The sequence below is a fragment of the Mycobacterium sp. OAS707 genome (assembly GCF_014873705.1).
Classification (GTDB): domain Bacteria; phylum Actinomycetota; class Actinomycetes; order Mycobacteriales; family Mycobacteriaceae; genus Mycobacterium.
Genome location: NZ_JADBDS010000001.1, coordinates 1,328,415 through 1,342,550, shown reverse-complemented (window position 1 = coordinate 1,342,550; position 14,136 = coordinate 1,328,415). Strand labels below are relative to the sequence as shown.

Here is a 14,136-nt window from a genome sequence, read left to right as displayed (position 1 = left end):
CTGGGGCGGTTCCACCCTTTTCCTCTGGGAGTCGAGGCATGAGTACAGCGCTTGTCCGAGATATCGTTGCCACCCATCGAGGGCAGCGCGGCGCCCTGCTCCCCATCCTGCACGCGGTACAGGAGACGCTGGGTTATGTTCCGCCCGAAGCGATTCCGATGCTCGCCGAGGAGCTCAATCTGTCCCGTGCGGACGTGCACGGAGTGGTGTCCTTCTACCACGACTTCCGCTCGGCACCGGCAGGCCGCACCACCGTGCGCATCTGCCGTGGCGAGGCGTGCCAGTCGGTCGGTGCGGAGCGACTGGTGAACCATGTGCAAGAAGCGTGCGGCATGTCCTTGGGTGAGACAAGCCGCGACGGGTCATTGACTGTCGAGCAGGTCTTCTGCCTTGGCAACTGTGCGCTCGGGCCCGCCGCGCAAGTGAATGGCAGGCTGCGCGGCCGGCTCGATGAGGCGCGGTTGTCGGCGATATTCGACGAGGCGGCCGCGCAATGATGACACCGGTCACCGTGTATGTGCCGAGGGATTCTGCGGCGCGGTCGGTCGGCGCTGACGACGTCGCCGACGCAATTGTGAGCGCCGCGGCACGACATGGCCGCTCGATTCGGTTGGTGCGCAACGGCTCTCGCGGCATGCTGTGGCTGGAGCCACTGGTTGAGGTGGCGACACCCGACGGGCGCATCGGCTATGGCCCGGTGGCTTCGCGCGACGTCGACGACCTCGTGGCGGCCGGCATGTTGGACGGAGCGGCGCACCCGCAGCGGTTGGGCGTTGTCGACGAATTGCCGTGGCTCGCCGCGCAGAATCGGGTCACCTTCACCAGGGTGGGCGTCACCGATCCGCTGTCGCCCGACGACTACCTGCGTCACGGCGGGCTGGTCGGACTGGTTCGCGCACTGGAGAATTCACCTGCCGACGTCGTCGTCGAGGTCACAGAATCCGGTCTACGCGGCCGGGGCGGTGCGGGCTTCCCGGCGGGCATCAAATGGAAGACAGTGCTTGACTGCGCCGACGAACTGAAGTTCGTCTGCTGCAACGCCGATGAAGGCGACAGCGGGACTTTCGCCGACCGGATGTTGATGGAAGGTGATCCGTTTCTGCTCATCGAGGGCATGACGATCGCCGCCTACGCCGTCGGCGCCACCGAGGGCTACATCTACATCAGGTCGGAATACCCCGACGCGATCGCGACAATGCGCGCCGCCATCGAGATCGCCTACGGGCGAGGATGGCTGGGCGACAGCGTGCTCGGTTCGTCGCTCAACTTCGATCTTCATGTGCGGGTGGGCGGCGGCGCCTACATCTGCGGCGAGGAGACCTCGATGCTGGAAAGCCTCGAGGGCAAGCGCGGGATGGTCCGCGCGAAGCCGCCGATCCCGGCGATCCACGGCCTGTTCGGCAAGCCGACGGTGGTGAACAACGTCCTCACGCTTGCCACCGTGCCGACGGTTCTTGCGCACGGCGCGCAGGCGTATCAAGAACTCGGCGTTGAACGTTCGCGCGGCACACAGGTGTTTCAACTCGGCGGCAACATCAAACACGGCGGCATCGTCGAGACCGCGTTCGGGATCACGCTCGGTGAGCTCGTGGACGGCTACGGCGGCGGCACCCGGTCCGGTCGGCCTGTGCGCGCGGTCCAGGTCGGCGGGCCGCTCGGGGCCTATCTGCCGAGAACAAAGTTCGACTTACCCATGGACTACGAGGCATTCGCAGCGGCCAACGCGATGGTCGGCCACGGCGGCATCGTGGTGTTCGACGAAACCGTCGACATGGCGGCGCAGGCCAGGTTTGCGATGGAGTTCTGCGCGGCGGAGTCGTGCGGCAAGTGCACACCGTGCCGCGTTGGCGCGGTGCGCGGCGTCGAGGTGATCGACCGCATCACCTCCGGCGAACACCGCGACGAAAACCTGGCGCTGCTCGAAGACCTGTGCGATGTGATGACCGAGGGTTCGTTGTGCGCGATGGGCGGGCTCACCCCGATGCCGGTGCGCAGTGCGATCGTCAATTTCCCAGACGACTTCCATGCCAGGCAACCGATTGCGAGGACGGAAGGTACGACATGAGTCTGCTCAAGGAACCCGACTTCGGCACTCCGGCCAAAGAGGGCGAGGCGACGCTCTCGCTCGAAGTGGACGGGCTGCCGATCGCGGTTCCCGAGGGCACGTCGATCATGCGCGCGGCGGCGCTCGCGGGCGTCGACGTCCCGAAGCTGTGTGCCACCGATCGGCTCGACGCGTTCGGTTCGTGCCGGCTCTGCTTGGTGGAGATCGACGGTCGCCGTGGCACCCCGGCTTCGTGCACCACGCCGGTGGCCGAGGGCATGGTCGTGCGGACGCAGACGCCGAAACTCGCGAAGCTGCGCGAGAACGTCATGGAGCTTTATATCAGCGACCACCCGCTGGACTGCCTCACGTGTGCCGCCAACGGCGACTGCGAATTGCAGGACATGGCAGGCACTGTCGGGCTGCGTCAGGTCAGGTACGGCTATGAGGGCGAGAACCACTTCGACGCGGTCAAAGACCAAAGCAACCCCTACTTCGACTTCGACCCGTCGAAATGCATTGTCTGCTCACGCTGTGTGCGTGCCTGCGACGAGATTCAGGGCACGTTCGCGCTGACCATCGACGGCCGTGGCTTCGACTCGAAAGTCTCACCGGGCGCGGGCGAGTTGTTCATGGACTCCGAATGCGTGTCCTGCGGCGCATGTGTGCAGGCCTGCCCGACGGCCACGCTGCAGGAGCGTTCGGTGATCGAACTGGGCATGCCCTCGCGCTCGGTCATCACTACGTGCGCCTACTGCGGCGTCGGGTGTTCGTTCAAGGCTGAGCTGCGCGGTGACGAACTGGTTCGCATGGTGCCCCACAAGGACGGCGGCGCCAATGAGGGTCACTCATGTGTGAAGGGCCGCTTCGCCTTTGGCTACGCCACCCATCCGGACCGCCAACTCAAGCCGATGGTCCGCGACACCATCACCGAGCCGTGGCGCGAGGTCGAGTGGGACGAGGCGATTGAGACCGTCGCGCGCCGGATGCTCGACATCAGGCGACGGCACGGCGCAGGCGCGATCGGTGCGATCACCTCATCGCGGTGCACGAACGAAGAGGTCTACGTCGTCCAGAAGATGGTGCGTGCCGCGTTCGGCAACAACAACGTCGACACCTGCGCGCGGGTGTGCCATTCGCCGACTGGCTATGGGCTGAAGCAGACTTTTGGTGAATCGGCAGGCACGCAGGACTTCCGGTCCGTCGCGCAAGCCGATGTGATCATGGTGATCGGCGCCAACCCCACTGATGGGCATCCCGTGTTCGCGTCGAGGATGAAGCAGCGGATACGACAGGGCGCAAAGCTGATCGTCGTCGACCCGCGTCGCATCGACCTCGTGCGCTCGCCGCACGTGGAGGCCGATCACCACTTGCAGTTGGCGCCGGGCACGAACGTGGCGGTGGTCAACGCGATCGCGCATGTGGTGGTCACCGAAGGCCTTGTGGACCAATCGTTCATCGCGGACCGCTGCGAGGGATTCGCCGAGTGGGCGGAGTTCATCGCTCGCCCCGAGAACAGCCCGGAGGCCGTGCAGCCGATCACGGGCGTGCCCGCCTCCGAGGTTCGGGCCGCCGCGCGCCTCTACGCGCAGGCGCCGAACGGTGCCATCTACTACGGCCTCGGCGTGACCGAACACAGCCAGGGTTCGACGATGGTAATGGGCATGGCGAACCTGGCGATGGCGTGCGGCAACATCGGTCGTGACGGCGTCGGTGTGAACCCACTGCGCGGCCAGAACAACGTGCAAGGCTCCTGCGACATGGGCTCGTTCCCGCATGAACTACCCGGGTATCGGCATGTATCGGACGACGCGGTGCGCGGCATCTTCGAAAACCTCTGGGGAACAGCGCTTCTACCCGAGCCTGGGCTGCGCATCCCGAACATGTTCGACGCCGCGATCGAGGGCACGTTCCGGGGGCTGTTCGTCCACGGCGAGGACATTGCCCAGTCGGACCCGAACGTCGGCCACGTCACCGCCGCGCTGGCTGCGATGGAACTGGTGGTCGTGCAGGACCTGTTCCTCAACGAGACCGCGAAGTTCGCGCACGTGTTTCTGCCAGGGGCATCGTTTTTGGAGAAGGACGGCACGTTCACCAACGCGGAGCGGCGGATCAACCGGGTTCGCGCGGTGATGAAACCGAAGAACGGCATGCACGAGTGGGAGATCGTGTGCAGGGTCGCGACCGCGATGGGCTACCCAATGCACTATGACCACCCGAGCCAGATCATGGATGAGATCGCCGCTCTGACACCGACGTTCGCCGGGGTGTCATTCGACAGGCTCGACGAGCTGGGCAGCATCCAATGGCCCTGCGACGACGAGACCCCGCAGGGCACGCCGATCATGCACATCGACGGGTTCACCAGAGGCAAAGGCAGGTTCGTGCCGACCCCGTTCGTGCCCACCGACGAGCGCAGCACCCGCCGCTTCCCGTTGATCCTCACGACGGGTCGCATCCTGTCCCAGTACAACGTCGGAGCGCAGACCCGCCGGACGGCCAATATCGCCTGGCACCAGGAGGATCTGCTGGAGATCCACCCCCACGACGCCGAGGACCGCGGAATCACCGACGGTGACGAGGTCACCTTGGCCAGCCGCGTCGGCACGACGAAGTTACGCGCGAAGATCTCCGACCGGATGCCGACCGGCGTCGTGTACACCACGTTCCATTACCCGGTCACGGGTGCGAACGTCGTCACCACCGACAACTCGGACTGGGCCACGAACTGCCCCGAATACAAGGTGACGGCTGTGCAGGTCGCCCTGGCGCATCCCGTGATCAGAGAACAAGAACTGGATGGCGTGCTGACTGCGGAATTGGTGGATTGATATGGGGCTCAATGCTCCTGCTGAGATCAGGATGATCAACAATATCGCTGCGCACTTCGGCTACCTGCACACCGACCAGGCTGCGACCGCGGTCGCAGACCACATCAGACGGTTCTGGGACCCGCGGATGAAGCAACGGCTGCTGCTGCTCGTCGCCTCGGACACAACGGATCTCGATCCGGTTTCGGTGGCCGCAGCGGGGCTGCTGCGCTAGCGGCGCCGCCCGGCTTAAATCGCTTCTAGCTTGGCCGCCTGCTCGTTGAAGAGCTTCACCAGGGTGTCGGTGTCGGTGGGCGACATGTCTGCGGCCGGGCGCTGGATGAAGTTCGCAGAAATGTAAAGACCACGGCAATAGCCCATGATGTCGGCGCCGGTAGCTCCCCGAGTGGCCACGCGCGTTGCGACGGCCCAGTCCGGCAGTCCCTGTGCGGGTAGCGGCGAGTACGTAGCGGTGACGCCTTCGTGCTCGATACTCGCGCATCTGCTCAGCAGGCTCTTGAGGTCCGGCCGCTCTCGCGGAACCGAGATCGACAGCAAATAACCTCCATGGTCGGCGTTCAGAGCTTCGCCGGTCGCGCTCACTGTCGCCCATTTCACGTCTCCGGATTGCGTGTCGGCTGGGCCGCTGAAGATCGGACCGCATTCGGACGGATAAACCGGCGGGTTCGGGCCTGTGTCGTTACGTATGCTGGGTCCGGCGAACCGCATCGGGAGGTTTGCGGGGACGGCCGACCGATCGACGAACATTGAGTTGGTCACCTGTGTGAGATCTGCTTTGTGTGGTGTCTCGTCGCTGCTCGGCGCCGCGGACTCGGGGATTGCCGACGAGCACGAAACCGTCATCACTGCCAAGTACGCAGCCGCGGTCAACACCAGCGGCCGATGCACGGGGGCACGCACCGACGCAGTTGCTCTTGCCCGTAAGGCGACGACTCGGTGCATCCTCCGGTCCTCCTGACTCTGTCATGCACAGGATTTCAGAAGAAGTGCTGTTTCACGCGGACATTCGAGGTGAAGTGCCGCTGAGCGTAGTTTCTTCACTCAGGCGCGGAGTCCGCCTATTCCCTCGTGGTCGACGTCTCGCCAGAAGTCGTGGTCGTACTGGGTGTCGGGAATCTGGATGAGTTGCCTCGATGCCACGGGCCGGGCGAGCCCTCTGGTCGCCTCCAGCTCTTCGACGTCGATCTCCAACCGGTGTATGCCGTTCAGAATACGACGGGTTGCCCGGCAGTCGCCATACGTCGCGGCAAGCCCTGTCACTGATCCCCGCAGGTCGTCGATCAGCCGCTGCAGCTCGTCTACTTTTAGCGCCAGGGACATTGGATCTCCTTGTGATGATTAGTAATTCGGGTCTACCGCGGTAACCGGGCAATGAGATGCCCGGGCTGACGCAGCAGTCGCGTGGTGACAGCTGCGCAGAGGCCGATGAGCCCTGCGGTGACGAACACCGCGTTCAGCGCGGGGGAGGACACCGCGAACGCAGGCAGTCCGATCCCGATGAGACCGCCAAATAGCTTGGCGCTGTAGACAACTCCGAAATTTCGCACAGCGTTGCGCTCGCCGAAATAGTCGGCCACCAGGCTTGCCAGCAGCGGATAGAACGCGCCGCCTGCCAACCCGCTGAGCCCGGCGAACGTCACGAAAGCCTCGGCCTGATGAACAGAGGCCGAGTACACCAGGCCCAGCTGTGCGCACCCCGCCAGCAGCAGTGCAACGCTGAGCGTCTGCCGTCGTCCGAAGCGGTCGGAGATGCGACACGCGATCGCGCGCCCGCCGCCACTGACGACGGCGAGCAGCCCGACGGCTGACGCAGCCACCACCGGTCCGAATCCGTTGGAAACGGCGATGGTTGGGACGTATGCCACGGCTAGCAGAAAGGTGGCGGCGGCGAACACCATGATGAGGTACATCACCACGAACGGGGTCGTCCGCACGGCCTGTCCCGGCGCGTATTGCCGAGCCGCGGGGGCATTGCTGCACAGACTGCGATTGATTCGCTTGTCGATGGCCCACAAACGGGGGTCGACGTCGGGCGGCCACCAGCCCTGCGGGGGATCGCGAAAGAAGATGCCGCACAACGCCACCACGGCCAAGACGACGACAGCCACACCGGTGAAGAGGTCGCCATGGTTGGCGGGAGTCAGACCGCTAGCGAACAGGATGATGAACGGCACGGCGCCGTAGCCGAATGCGCCAGTGGCGAAACCGATTCGCAGGCCCCGCGCTTCGGGATACCACTTCGCGACCGTTGAGCTGCACGTCGCGTACACGATGCCTGCACCGCTGCCGCACAGCGCGGAGTAACCGAGCACAGCCAGGCCGAAGCTATCGCTGTAGGCGAGTGTCAGCGGTCCGGCGGCGCACAGCACCGCGCCGACAAGCATCGCGCGCGACGGGTGCACAGCCGCGTGGTGACGCAGTGCGGCGGTCAGGGCAGCCGCGCCGGCCTGGAACATCACCCAGAGTGCGAGCACCCAGAACGCAGCGGCACCGGACGGTTGCAGTGCGATGGCAGCGACGCTGTAGCCGTACTGCAGCACGCTGATCCCTGCCATGGCCGCCGCGGGGAGCCAGAACATCCAGGCACGGGAGCGCCCCATGATGTCCTGTGGTCGTTCCCCGACCCGGTAGGAGCGTCCGTGCATATCCCGAACCTCGGCGACTGCGACTCCGCGTGCGCTGCTGGTCATGCCGGCCTCCAAAGGATACGATTGCATACAGTATGCGACTAGCATAGCTATGACGTGGATCACTTGTCCACCTTTTTGGGAGAGGCTCGGCATGGGACGCGTAACCAGCAGATATCGAGTCGTTCGACTGGCCGACGGAGTCGCCAGCGCCCGTCCGGACTCGCTCGCTGCGGAGGAACCGCTGGAAATTCGCGTCGCAGGCCGTCCCCTCACGGTCACGATGCGAACCCCGGGCAACGACTTCGACCTCGCCCGCGGTTTTTTGGTCAGCGAGGGAGTCGTTTCGGCCCCCTCCGAGATCGCCGGGATCCGGTATTGCGCGGGAGCCACAGCCGACGGTGTCAACACCTACAACGTGCTCGACGTGCTGCTGGCCGACGGCGTGCCACCGCCTGACGTGTCCGTGGAGCGCAACTTTTACACGACGTCATCGTGCGGCTTGTGCGGCAAGGCCAGCCTCGAGGCAGTGCGCACGATCAGCAGGTGGCACGTCGACCGAGACCCGTTGCAGCTCAACCCCGCAACGATTGCTGCCCTGCCGGACAAACTCAGGGCTGCACAGCGTGTCTTCGACCGCACGGGCGGATTGCATGCGGCCGGACTCTTCGACGCGACAGGGGACCTGTGGTGCGTGCGAGAAGACGTCGGCAGGCACAATGCGGTGGACAAGGTCGTCGGATGGGCACTCGATCAGGGCCACCTGCCGCTGACAGGCACCACCCTGATGGTCAGTGGCAGAGCCTCATTCGAGTTGGTGCAGAAGGCGGTGATGGCCGGAATCCCTGCGCTGACAGCTGTATCCGCGCCGTCATCCCTTGCGGTCGATCTGGCAAGGGAGATGGGCCTTACGCTGATCGGTTTTCTGCGCGGCTCATCGATGAATGTCTATGCGGGCGCCGAGCGGATCCAGTCGGAGCAGCTACTCGGACGCTGACTTGGTCTGCCGCTGGTCGTGGTAGACCTTCCGCGTGTGCTCCGTGTGGTTTTGCATGATGCTGCTCGCCAGATCGGCGTCACCGGCCGCGATGGCCTTGATCAGTTCGGCATGTTCGGTCCACGCACCCTGACCGCGCGGCTGTGCGATCGGCAGGTAATACCAGTGCCACCGCCGTTCGACTAGTCCAATGTGCCTGGCCAGCACCGAGTTTCCCGCTATCTCGGTGATCGCCTCATGTAGGTTCACGTTCGCGGTCACCAGCGCTTCGGAGTCGTTGGCGGCCAACGCGTTGAGGCCGTCCTGCTGCAACTCCCACAGCCGGTTGACGTCTTCGGCGGTGGCGTTTTCCGCCGCCAGGCGGGCCGAGTACGTCTCGAGCACGGTGCGGACACCGAGCAGCTGATCCACCTCGTCTTCGGACGGTGTGTGGACAAACGCGCCCTGCGCAGGCCGAAGGTCGATCCACCCGTCGGTCTGCAACCGCTGCAGTGCTTCGCGTACCGGCTGCCGACTCACGCCCAGATACTCGGCGAGTTCGTTCTCGACAAGATGCTGGCCGCGCTGCAGTGTGCCCTGCACGATCAGGTCCACGATCGCGTCGTAGACGGCCTGGCGCAGGGGAGCGGGGCGTTGCACGCGGCGTGAGGCGCCGTCGGTCAGCGTAGGCGCGCGCTTACGGGGACTCGGGGTGGGAAGTGACATCGCGCATTCCTCCGCTATCTGTGGCTGCGGACAACAGAGTACCGGCTTTCGTATGCAATAAACCGCCATTGCCGCACACTGTGGTGGTCGAACCCCGTCGGCCGGCAACGCAACACCCCGGGTGTGAGGCCCTGAGCAGGCCTTCTCATCACCCGGGGTGCTGTGCGCCGAAGCCGATTAATCGACTACGAGTACCTTGGCCTCGACCTGTGTCGGATCGGATGACCGCGTCGGTGTTGGCTCATTGAGCTTGGGCTGACGCAACAGAATCGACAGGAAGGCGCAGGCGATGCCGACCGAACCGGCGATTCCGAATGCGGCGCCGTAACCCCACGTATCCACGACGACCGCACCCAAACCGGCGCCGACCAGACCCGACACCAGCTTCGAGCTGTAGACCAGGCCGTAGTTGGTGGCGTTGTTGTTCTCACCGAAGTAGTCGGCGGTCATCGCCGCGAACAGCGGGAAGATCGCGCCACCGCCGAAGCCGGACACCATCGACGCCAACAGGAACAGCGGCATGCTGCCGATCGACCCGGAGAAGTACACCGCGAACTGGGCCAGGCCCAGCACCACGCACACGATGATGAGCGTGTCTCTGCGGCCGACCCGGTCGGAGATCCAGCCGATCACGCCGCGGCCGGTGCCGTTGACGATCGCCTTGAAGCTCATCGCGAGCGCGACGATGCCGCCTGCGAAACCCATCTCCTTGCCGAACGGCACCTGCATTGCGATGCCGAAGATGTTGATGCCCGCGGTGCACAGCAGGACGAACCACATCAGCGGCAGGATGCCGGTCTTGATGGCTTCCTTCGGGGTGTACTGCTTGACCGCCGGTGGGTTCTTTCGCAGTGCGCGGCGAATCTTGGGGTCGTCGTTGACTTTCAGCGGGTCGACGTGCGGCGGCCACCAGTTCTTCGGGGGGTCGATGAAGAAGAAACCGCAGAGCGCGACGACGGCCGCCAGGAAGATGCCGACCGCCAACAGGATGCCCTCGTAGTTCTCCAGGTCCATGTAGTTGGTGAACAAGAAGATGAAAGGCACCGAGCCGTAGGCGAAGCCGCCGTTGACGAAGCCCGTCTTGCCGCCCTTGCGTTCCGGATACCACTTGCCCACCATGTTGATGCACGTGGCGTAGACGAAGCCGGCGCCGCCGCCGCCGAACAACCCGAAGCCGAGGTAGGCAAGGAGGACGTGCGGGGCGTAGGCCAGCGACAGGTATCCGAGGAACGCCCCGCCCGCACCGAGCAACATCGCGGAACGAGCCGACAGCTTGCCGCTCTCCCGCATTTGACCGACGGGGAATGCCACCGCGGCCTGGAACATCACCCATACACCCAGCAACCAGAAGATATGGGCGCCGTGCCAACCGTGGGCCTCTGACAGCGTGTCGTCGGCTGAGGTGAATGCATATTCGGATGAGCTGATGGCCATCATCGAGATCCACGGGAGCCACACCATCCAGGCCCGGGACCGTCCCAGGATGTCGCGGTCGGTCTCGCCGACTCGATACACCCGGCCGTTATCGTCGACTACCTCGCGGTATGCCGGCTGAGCTGACGCGTTCATGCCTGTCGAATCTCCTTTTCGTCTCTGTATACTGCCGACTGTCTGCTTTTTTGGTGGCGGAATCGTTAGATGACTCCCTTCGCCTTCAGCGCGGAGAGCTGGTCGCCAAGCCCGAGCTCGTCGCCGTAGATGTGTGCGTTGTGCTCGCCCAGCAAAGGGGAGCGTTCGACGTCGACAGGGGAGTCGGACAGCTTGATCGGGCAGCCGACCGTGGTGAACTCGCCGCGCTCGGGGTGATCCACCCGCACGACCATGTCGTTGGCTGCCAACGAGGCGTCGTCGATGATTTCCTTCGTGGAAAGGATTGGGCCGCAGGGGATGTTGTGCTCGGTCAGCTGCGCGAGCGCCTGCCACTTGCCGAGGCCCATCGTCCACTCCTCGATGAGCTGGAACATCTTGTCCAACTTGTTCAGTCGCGCCTGCGGCGTGCTCCACTCGGGATCGGTGACCAGCTCGGGCCTGCCGATCAGGTGCGCGATCGGCTCCCAGCCCACCGGCTGCACGACCACGTAGATGTAGTCGTTGGGCCCGCCGGGTGCGCATTTCACCGCCCAACCCGGTTGACCGCCACCCGAGGCGTTGCCCGATCTCGGCACGCAGTCTCCGAAATCCTCATTGGGGTATTCACCGAGCGGTCCGTGCTGCAACCGTTGGTGGTCGCGCAGCTTGACCCGGCACAGGTTCAGCACCGCATGTTGCATGGCGACGGTCACGCGCTGCCCGCGACCCGTGTGCTCGCGCTGGTACAGCGCGGCGAGAATGCCGGCCACCGTGTGGATGCCGGTGCCGGAATCGCCGATCTGCGCGCCGGTGGCCAGTGGTGGTCCGTCTTCGAAGCCGGTTGTGCTCATCGATCCGCCCATCGCCTGCGCGATGACTTCGTACGCCTTGTAATGCGTATACGGGCCGTCACCAAAACCCTTGATGGAGGCGAAGATCAGCCGAGGGTTGATGCGCTGCAATTCCTCCCACCCGAAGCCCATGCGCTCGATGGCGCCAGGGCCGAAGTTCTCGGCGAGGATGTCGAACCGGGGGAGCAGATCGGTGAAGATGCGCTTGCCCTCTTGGGACTTCATGTTCAGCGTGATGCTGCGCTTATTGCAGTTGAGCATCGTGAAGTAGAGGCTGTCGGCGCCCGGGATGTCGCGCAGCTGCTTGCGTGTCACGTCGCCGGCGGGTGCCTCCAGCTTTACGACGTCCGCGCCCAGCCAGGCCAGGATCTGGGTGCACGACGGCCCTGACTGGACATGCGTCATATCCAGGACGCGCACGCCTTCGAGTGCCTTACCCAAGACAGTCCCCTTATTGGTGGAACGTGTGGTTAGCGACCCCGGCAACCGCACAGGCTGCGCAGTTTTGCGCGCCGAAGTCGGACCACACGTTGATCAGTGACCGCTTGCCGGACCCGGCACAGCTCGCTGCTATCGAATGGTTTGTGAAGGCAGTCACTCGCTGTGTCAGAAAGTAACCGACATCACACGGCGTACGGTATACCTCATACAATCTGGACGCAAGCCCCTAGTTTCCTGTCAATCGGCTGACGTCTCTTCAATTGCCCGCCACGGCCGCCTACGATGCCGCGGCACCGCGCGCATCTTCGTCTGCACGACACCGCTATCGGGAATGGCCAGTTGCAGGGATCGGGTCGTCGAATCCGAAGGCGTAATACGGTGCGGCACAGGCGTTTTACTTGAGAAAGCAATCGGGCAATCCGGCCGGCGCCGCGCCATTTTGGCGCCCCGCACCTGGGCTGGACGCGCGACGAAATTCGTCTGCCGCCGGGTGTCAACGGGACGTGGTTTTCATCCCTGACAGAGAAGTCTGTGAGTACTGACGGATCGCTGGACAACGCCGTGTTGCGTACACCACACTGTTGTCTACCTCATACGGTATGCAATCTTGTGACGAGCTTCTCCGCACGAGGAGGCAACCGGCTCGAGTGAAGGAAGAGTGCACATGGTTCAGGTCCCCTCAGCCAGCGACACGGGCATCGTGGAATCCGGTCCGCCGACAGGTAAGGCTCTTTCCGGCGTTCGGGTGCTCGACATGACGCACGTGCAGTCGGGTCCCTCGGCCACCCAGTTGCTCGCATGGCTGGGCGCCGATGTCATCAAGCTCGAGGCACCCGGCACCGGCGACGTCACCCGCACCCAGCTGCGCGATGTGCCAGACGCGGACAGCCTGTACTTCACGATGCTCAACTGCAATAAGCGCAGCATCACGCTGAACATGAAGTCCCAAGAGGGCAAGCGGATCTTCACCGATCTGGTGTCGCGTGTCGACATCCTCGTGGAGAACTTCGGTCCCGGCGTCGTCGACCGGTTCGGCTTTTCTTGGGAGCGGCTGCGCGACATCAACCCACGGCTGATCTATGCGTCCATCAAGGGGTTCGGTCCGGGGAAGTACTTCGACTTCAAGGCCTACGAAGTCATCGCGCAGGCGATGGGCGGCTCGATGGCCACCACCGGTTTCGAAGACGGTCCACCGGTGGCAACAGGGGCGCAGATCGGTGACTCGGGCACCGGAATCCATCTGGTGTCAGGAATTTTGGCCGCGCTGTACCAGCGCACGAACACCGGTCGCGGACAGCGTGTCGAGGTCGCCATGCAGGAGGCGGTGCTCAATCTCTGCCGTGTCAAGCTTCGTGATCAGCAACGGCTCGCTGCGGGCCCGCTTCGCGAGTATCCCAACCAGCACTTCGGCGACGAGGTCCCGCGGTCGGGCAACGCCTCGGGCGGCGGCCAACCCGGGTGGGCGGTCAAGACCAAGGGCGGGGGCCCCAACGACTACATCTACGTGATCGTGCAGCCGGTGGGCTGGGCGCCGCTCGCGGAACTGATCGGCAGGCCCGACCTCGCCGATCACCCTGATTGGGCGCGGCCGGAGGATCGGCTTCCGAAGCTGGACAAGGTTTTCGCCCTGATCGAAGACTGGTCGGAGCGGCACACCAAATGGGAGGCGTTGGAAGCACTCAACGCGCTGAACATCCCGTGTGGTCCGGTGCTCTCGACTCGGGAGCTGATCGAGGACGAGACGCTGACCGAACTCGGAGCCATCGTCACCGTCGAACATCCTGAGCGCGGCGCCTTCAAGACGGTCGGCTCTCCGCTGCGGCTGTCTGATTCCCCGGTCGACATCGTCCGCTCACCGCTGCTCGGTGAGCACACCGAAGAGATCTGCACTGAGCTCGGCTATTCGCCTGAGCAGCTCGAGCTGTTCAGGAATGCCGGCGTCATCTGAGCAATGCGCGCTGTGAGGAAAGGACAGAACAGTATTGGGATAGACCGGGCGGCGCGTGCCGCACGAAAGCCGCAACAGCGGTGAGCGATTGCTTCACGTGGGCTGGCACCCGGGTGAAGCGAG

At 64.4% G+C, this 14,136-nt stretch carries 12 protein-coding genes; 6 read left to right on the top strand and 6 right to left on the bottom strand.

Annotation, left to right across the window (positions count from 1 at the left end; genetic code table 11):
* The first annotated feature begins 38 nt into the window (after positions 1 to 38).
* From GGC64_RS06635 to GGC64_RS06620, 4 genes are read left to right on the top strand one after another with little or no spacing between them, the layout of a single operon-like run.
* A complete protein-coding gene (locus tag GGC64_RS06635; RefSeq protein ID WP_192721617.1) occupies positions 39 to 497 on the top strand; it encodes a formate dehydrogenase subunit gamma in 459 nt (152 codons plus the stop codon).
* Positions 494 to 2,065, top strand: a complete 1,572-nt coding sequence (locus GGC64_RS06630) for an NADH-quinone oxidoreductase subunit NuoF (RefSeq protein WP_192721616.1) — start codon at positions 494 to 496, stop codon at positions 2,063 to 2,065. The genes GGC64_RS06635 and GGC64_RS06630 overlap by 4 nt, the downstream gene beginning before the upstream one ends.
* Positions 2,062 to 4,875 (top strand): formate dehydrogenase subunit alpha, encoded by a 2,814-nt coding sequence (fdhF, locus tag GGC64_RS06625; protein ID WP_192721615.1) that lies wholly within the window; start codon positions 2,062 to 2,064, stop codon positions 4,873 to 4,875. The genes GGC64_RS06630 and fdhF overlap by 4 nt, the downstream gene beginning before the upstream one ends.
* Position 4,876: 1 nt before the next feature.
* Positions 4,877 to 5,089 (top strand): formate dehydrogenase subunit delta, encoded by a 213-nt coding sequence (locus tag GGC64_RS06620; protein ID WP_192721614.1) that lies wholly within the window; start codon positions 4,877 to 4,879, stop codon positions 5,087 to 5,089.
* 14 nt (positions 5,090 to 5,103) lie between these two features.
* On the opposite strand, the gene GGC64_RS06615 is transcribed toward GGC64_RS06620, so the two are convergent.
* The 3 genes from GGC64_RS06615 to GGC64_RS06605 all read right to left on the bottom strand — a co-directional run bounded on the left by GGC64_RS06615 (position 5,104) and on the right by GGC64_RS06605 (position 7,565).
* A complete protein-coding gene (locus GGC64_RS06615) occupies positions 5,104 to 5,457 on the bottom strand; it encodes a hypothetical protein (RefSeq protein WP_192721613.1) in 354 nt (117 codons plus the stop codon).
* 459 nt (positions 5,458 to 5,916) lie between these two features.
* Complete coding sequence (locus GGC64_RS06610; protein ID WP_192721612.1) at positions 5,917 to 6,195, bottom strand: hypothetical protein; 279 nt, start codon at positions 6,193 to 6,195, stop codon at positions 5,917 to 5,919.
* 32 nt (positions 6,196 to 6,227) lie between these two features.
* On the bottom strand, positions 6,228 to 7,565 hold the full coding sequence (locus GGC64_RS06605) for an OFA family MFS transporter (protein WP_192721611.1): 1,338 nt from the start codon (positions 7,563 to 7,565) through the stop codon (positions 6,228 to 6,230).
* Between the two features lie 91 nt (positions 7,566 to 7,656).
* Here GGC64_RS06605 and fdhD point away from each other — a divergent pair, with 91 nt between their 5' ends.
* Positions 7,657 to 8,499 carry a formate dehydrogenase accessory sulfurtransferase FdhD gene (gene fdhD, locus GGC64_RS06600; RefSeq protein ID WP_192721610.1) on the top strand — a complete coding sequence of 281 codons (843 nt, stop codon included), beginning with the start codon at positions 7,657 to 7,659 and terminating at the stop codon, positions 8,497 to 8,499.
* On the opposite strand, the gene GGC64_RS06595 is transcribed toward fdhD, so the two are convergent.
* From GGC64_RS06595 to frc (GGC64_RS06585), 3 genes are all read right to left on the bottom strand, one after another.
* Positions 8,485 to 9,204 (bottom strand): GntR family transcriptional regulator, encoded by a 720-nt coding sequence (locus GGC64_RS06595; RefSeq protein WP_192721609.1) that lies wholly within the window; start codon positions 9,202 to 9,204, stop codon positions 8,485 to 8,487. The genes fdhD and GGC64_RS06595 overlap by 15 nt on opposite strands.
* Before the next feature lie 177 nt (positions 9,205 to 9,381).
* Positions 9,382 to 10,773 (bottom strand): OFA family MFS transporter, encoded by a 1,392-nt coding sequence (locus tag GGC64_RS06590; RefSeq protein WP_192721608.1) that lies wholly within the window; start codon positions 10,771 to 10,773, stop codon positions 9,382 to 9,384.
* A 65-nt stretch (positions 10,774 to 10,838) separates the two neighbouring features.
* Positions 10,839 to 12,065, bottom strand: a complete 1,227-nt coding sequence (gene frc, locus GGC64_RS06585) for a formyl-CoA transferase (protein WP_192721607.1) — start codon at positions 12,063 to 12,065, stop codon at positions 10,839 to 10,841.
* 664 nt (positions 12,066 to 12,729) lie between these two features.
* Here frc (GGC64_RS06585) and frc (GGC64_RS06580) point away from each other — a divergent pair.
* Complete coding sequence (gene frc / locus GGC64_RS06580) at positions 12,730 to 14,013, top strand: formyl-CoA transferase (RefSeq protein ID WP_192721606.1); 1,284 nt, start codon at positions 12,730 to 12,732, stop codon at positions 14,011 to 14,013.
* Positions 14,014 to 14,136 lie beyond the last annotated feature (123 nt).

Bases quoted from the DNA above. Each gene is read 5' to 3' on its own strand.
- GGC64_RS06635 (WP_192721617.1), top strand. From the start codon at position 39: ATGAGTACAGCGCTTGTCCGAGATATCGTTGCCACCCATCGAGGGCAG.
- GGC64_RS06630 (WP_192721616.1), top strand. From the start codon at position 494: ATGATGACACCGGTCACCGTGTATGTGCCGAGGGATTCTGCGGCGCGG.
- fdhF (WP_192721615.1), top strand. From the start codon at position 2,062: ATGAGTCTGCTCAAGGAACCCGACTTCGGCACTCCGGCCAAAGAGGGC.
- GGC64_RS06620 (WP_192721614.1), top strand. From the start codon at position 4,877: ATGGGGCTCAATGCTCCTGCTGAGATCAGGATGATCAACAATATCGCT.
- GGC64_RS06610 (WP_192721612.1), bottom strand. From the start codon at position 6,195: ATGTCCCTGGCGCTAAAAGTAGACGAGCTGCAGCGGCTGATCGACGAC.
- GGC64_RS06605 (WP_192721611.1), bottom strand. From the start codon at position 7,565: ATGACCAGCAGCGCACGCGGAGTCGCAGTCGCCGAGGTTCGGGATATG.
- fdhD (WP_192721610.1), top strand. From the start codon at position 7,657: ATGGGACGCGTAACCAGCAGATATCGAGTCGTTCGACTGGCCGACGGA.
- GGC64_RS06595 (WP_192721609.1), bottom strand. From the start codon at position 9,204: ATGTCACTTCCCACCCCGAGTCCCCGTAAGCGCGCGCCTACGCTGACC.
- GGC64_RS06590 (WP_192721608.1), bottom strand. From the start codon at position 10,773: ATGAACGCGTCAGCTCAGCCGGCATACCGCGAGGTAGTCGACGATAAC.
- frc (WP_192721606.1), top strand. From the start codon at position 12,730: ATGGTTCAGGTCCCCTCAGCCAGCGACACGGGCATCGTGGAATCCGGT.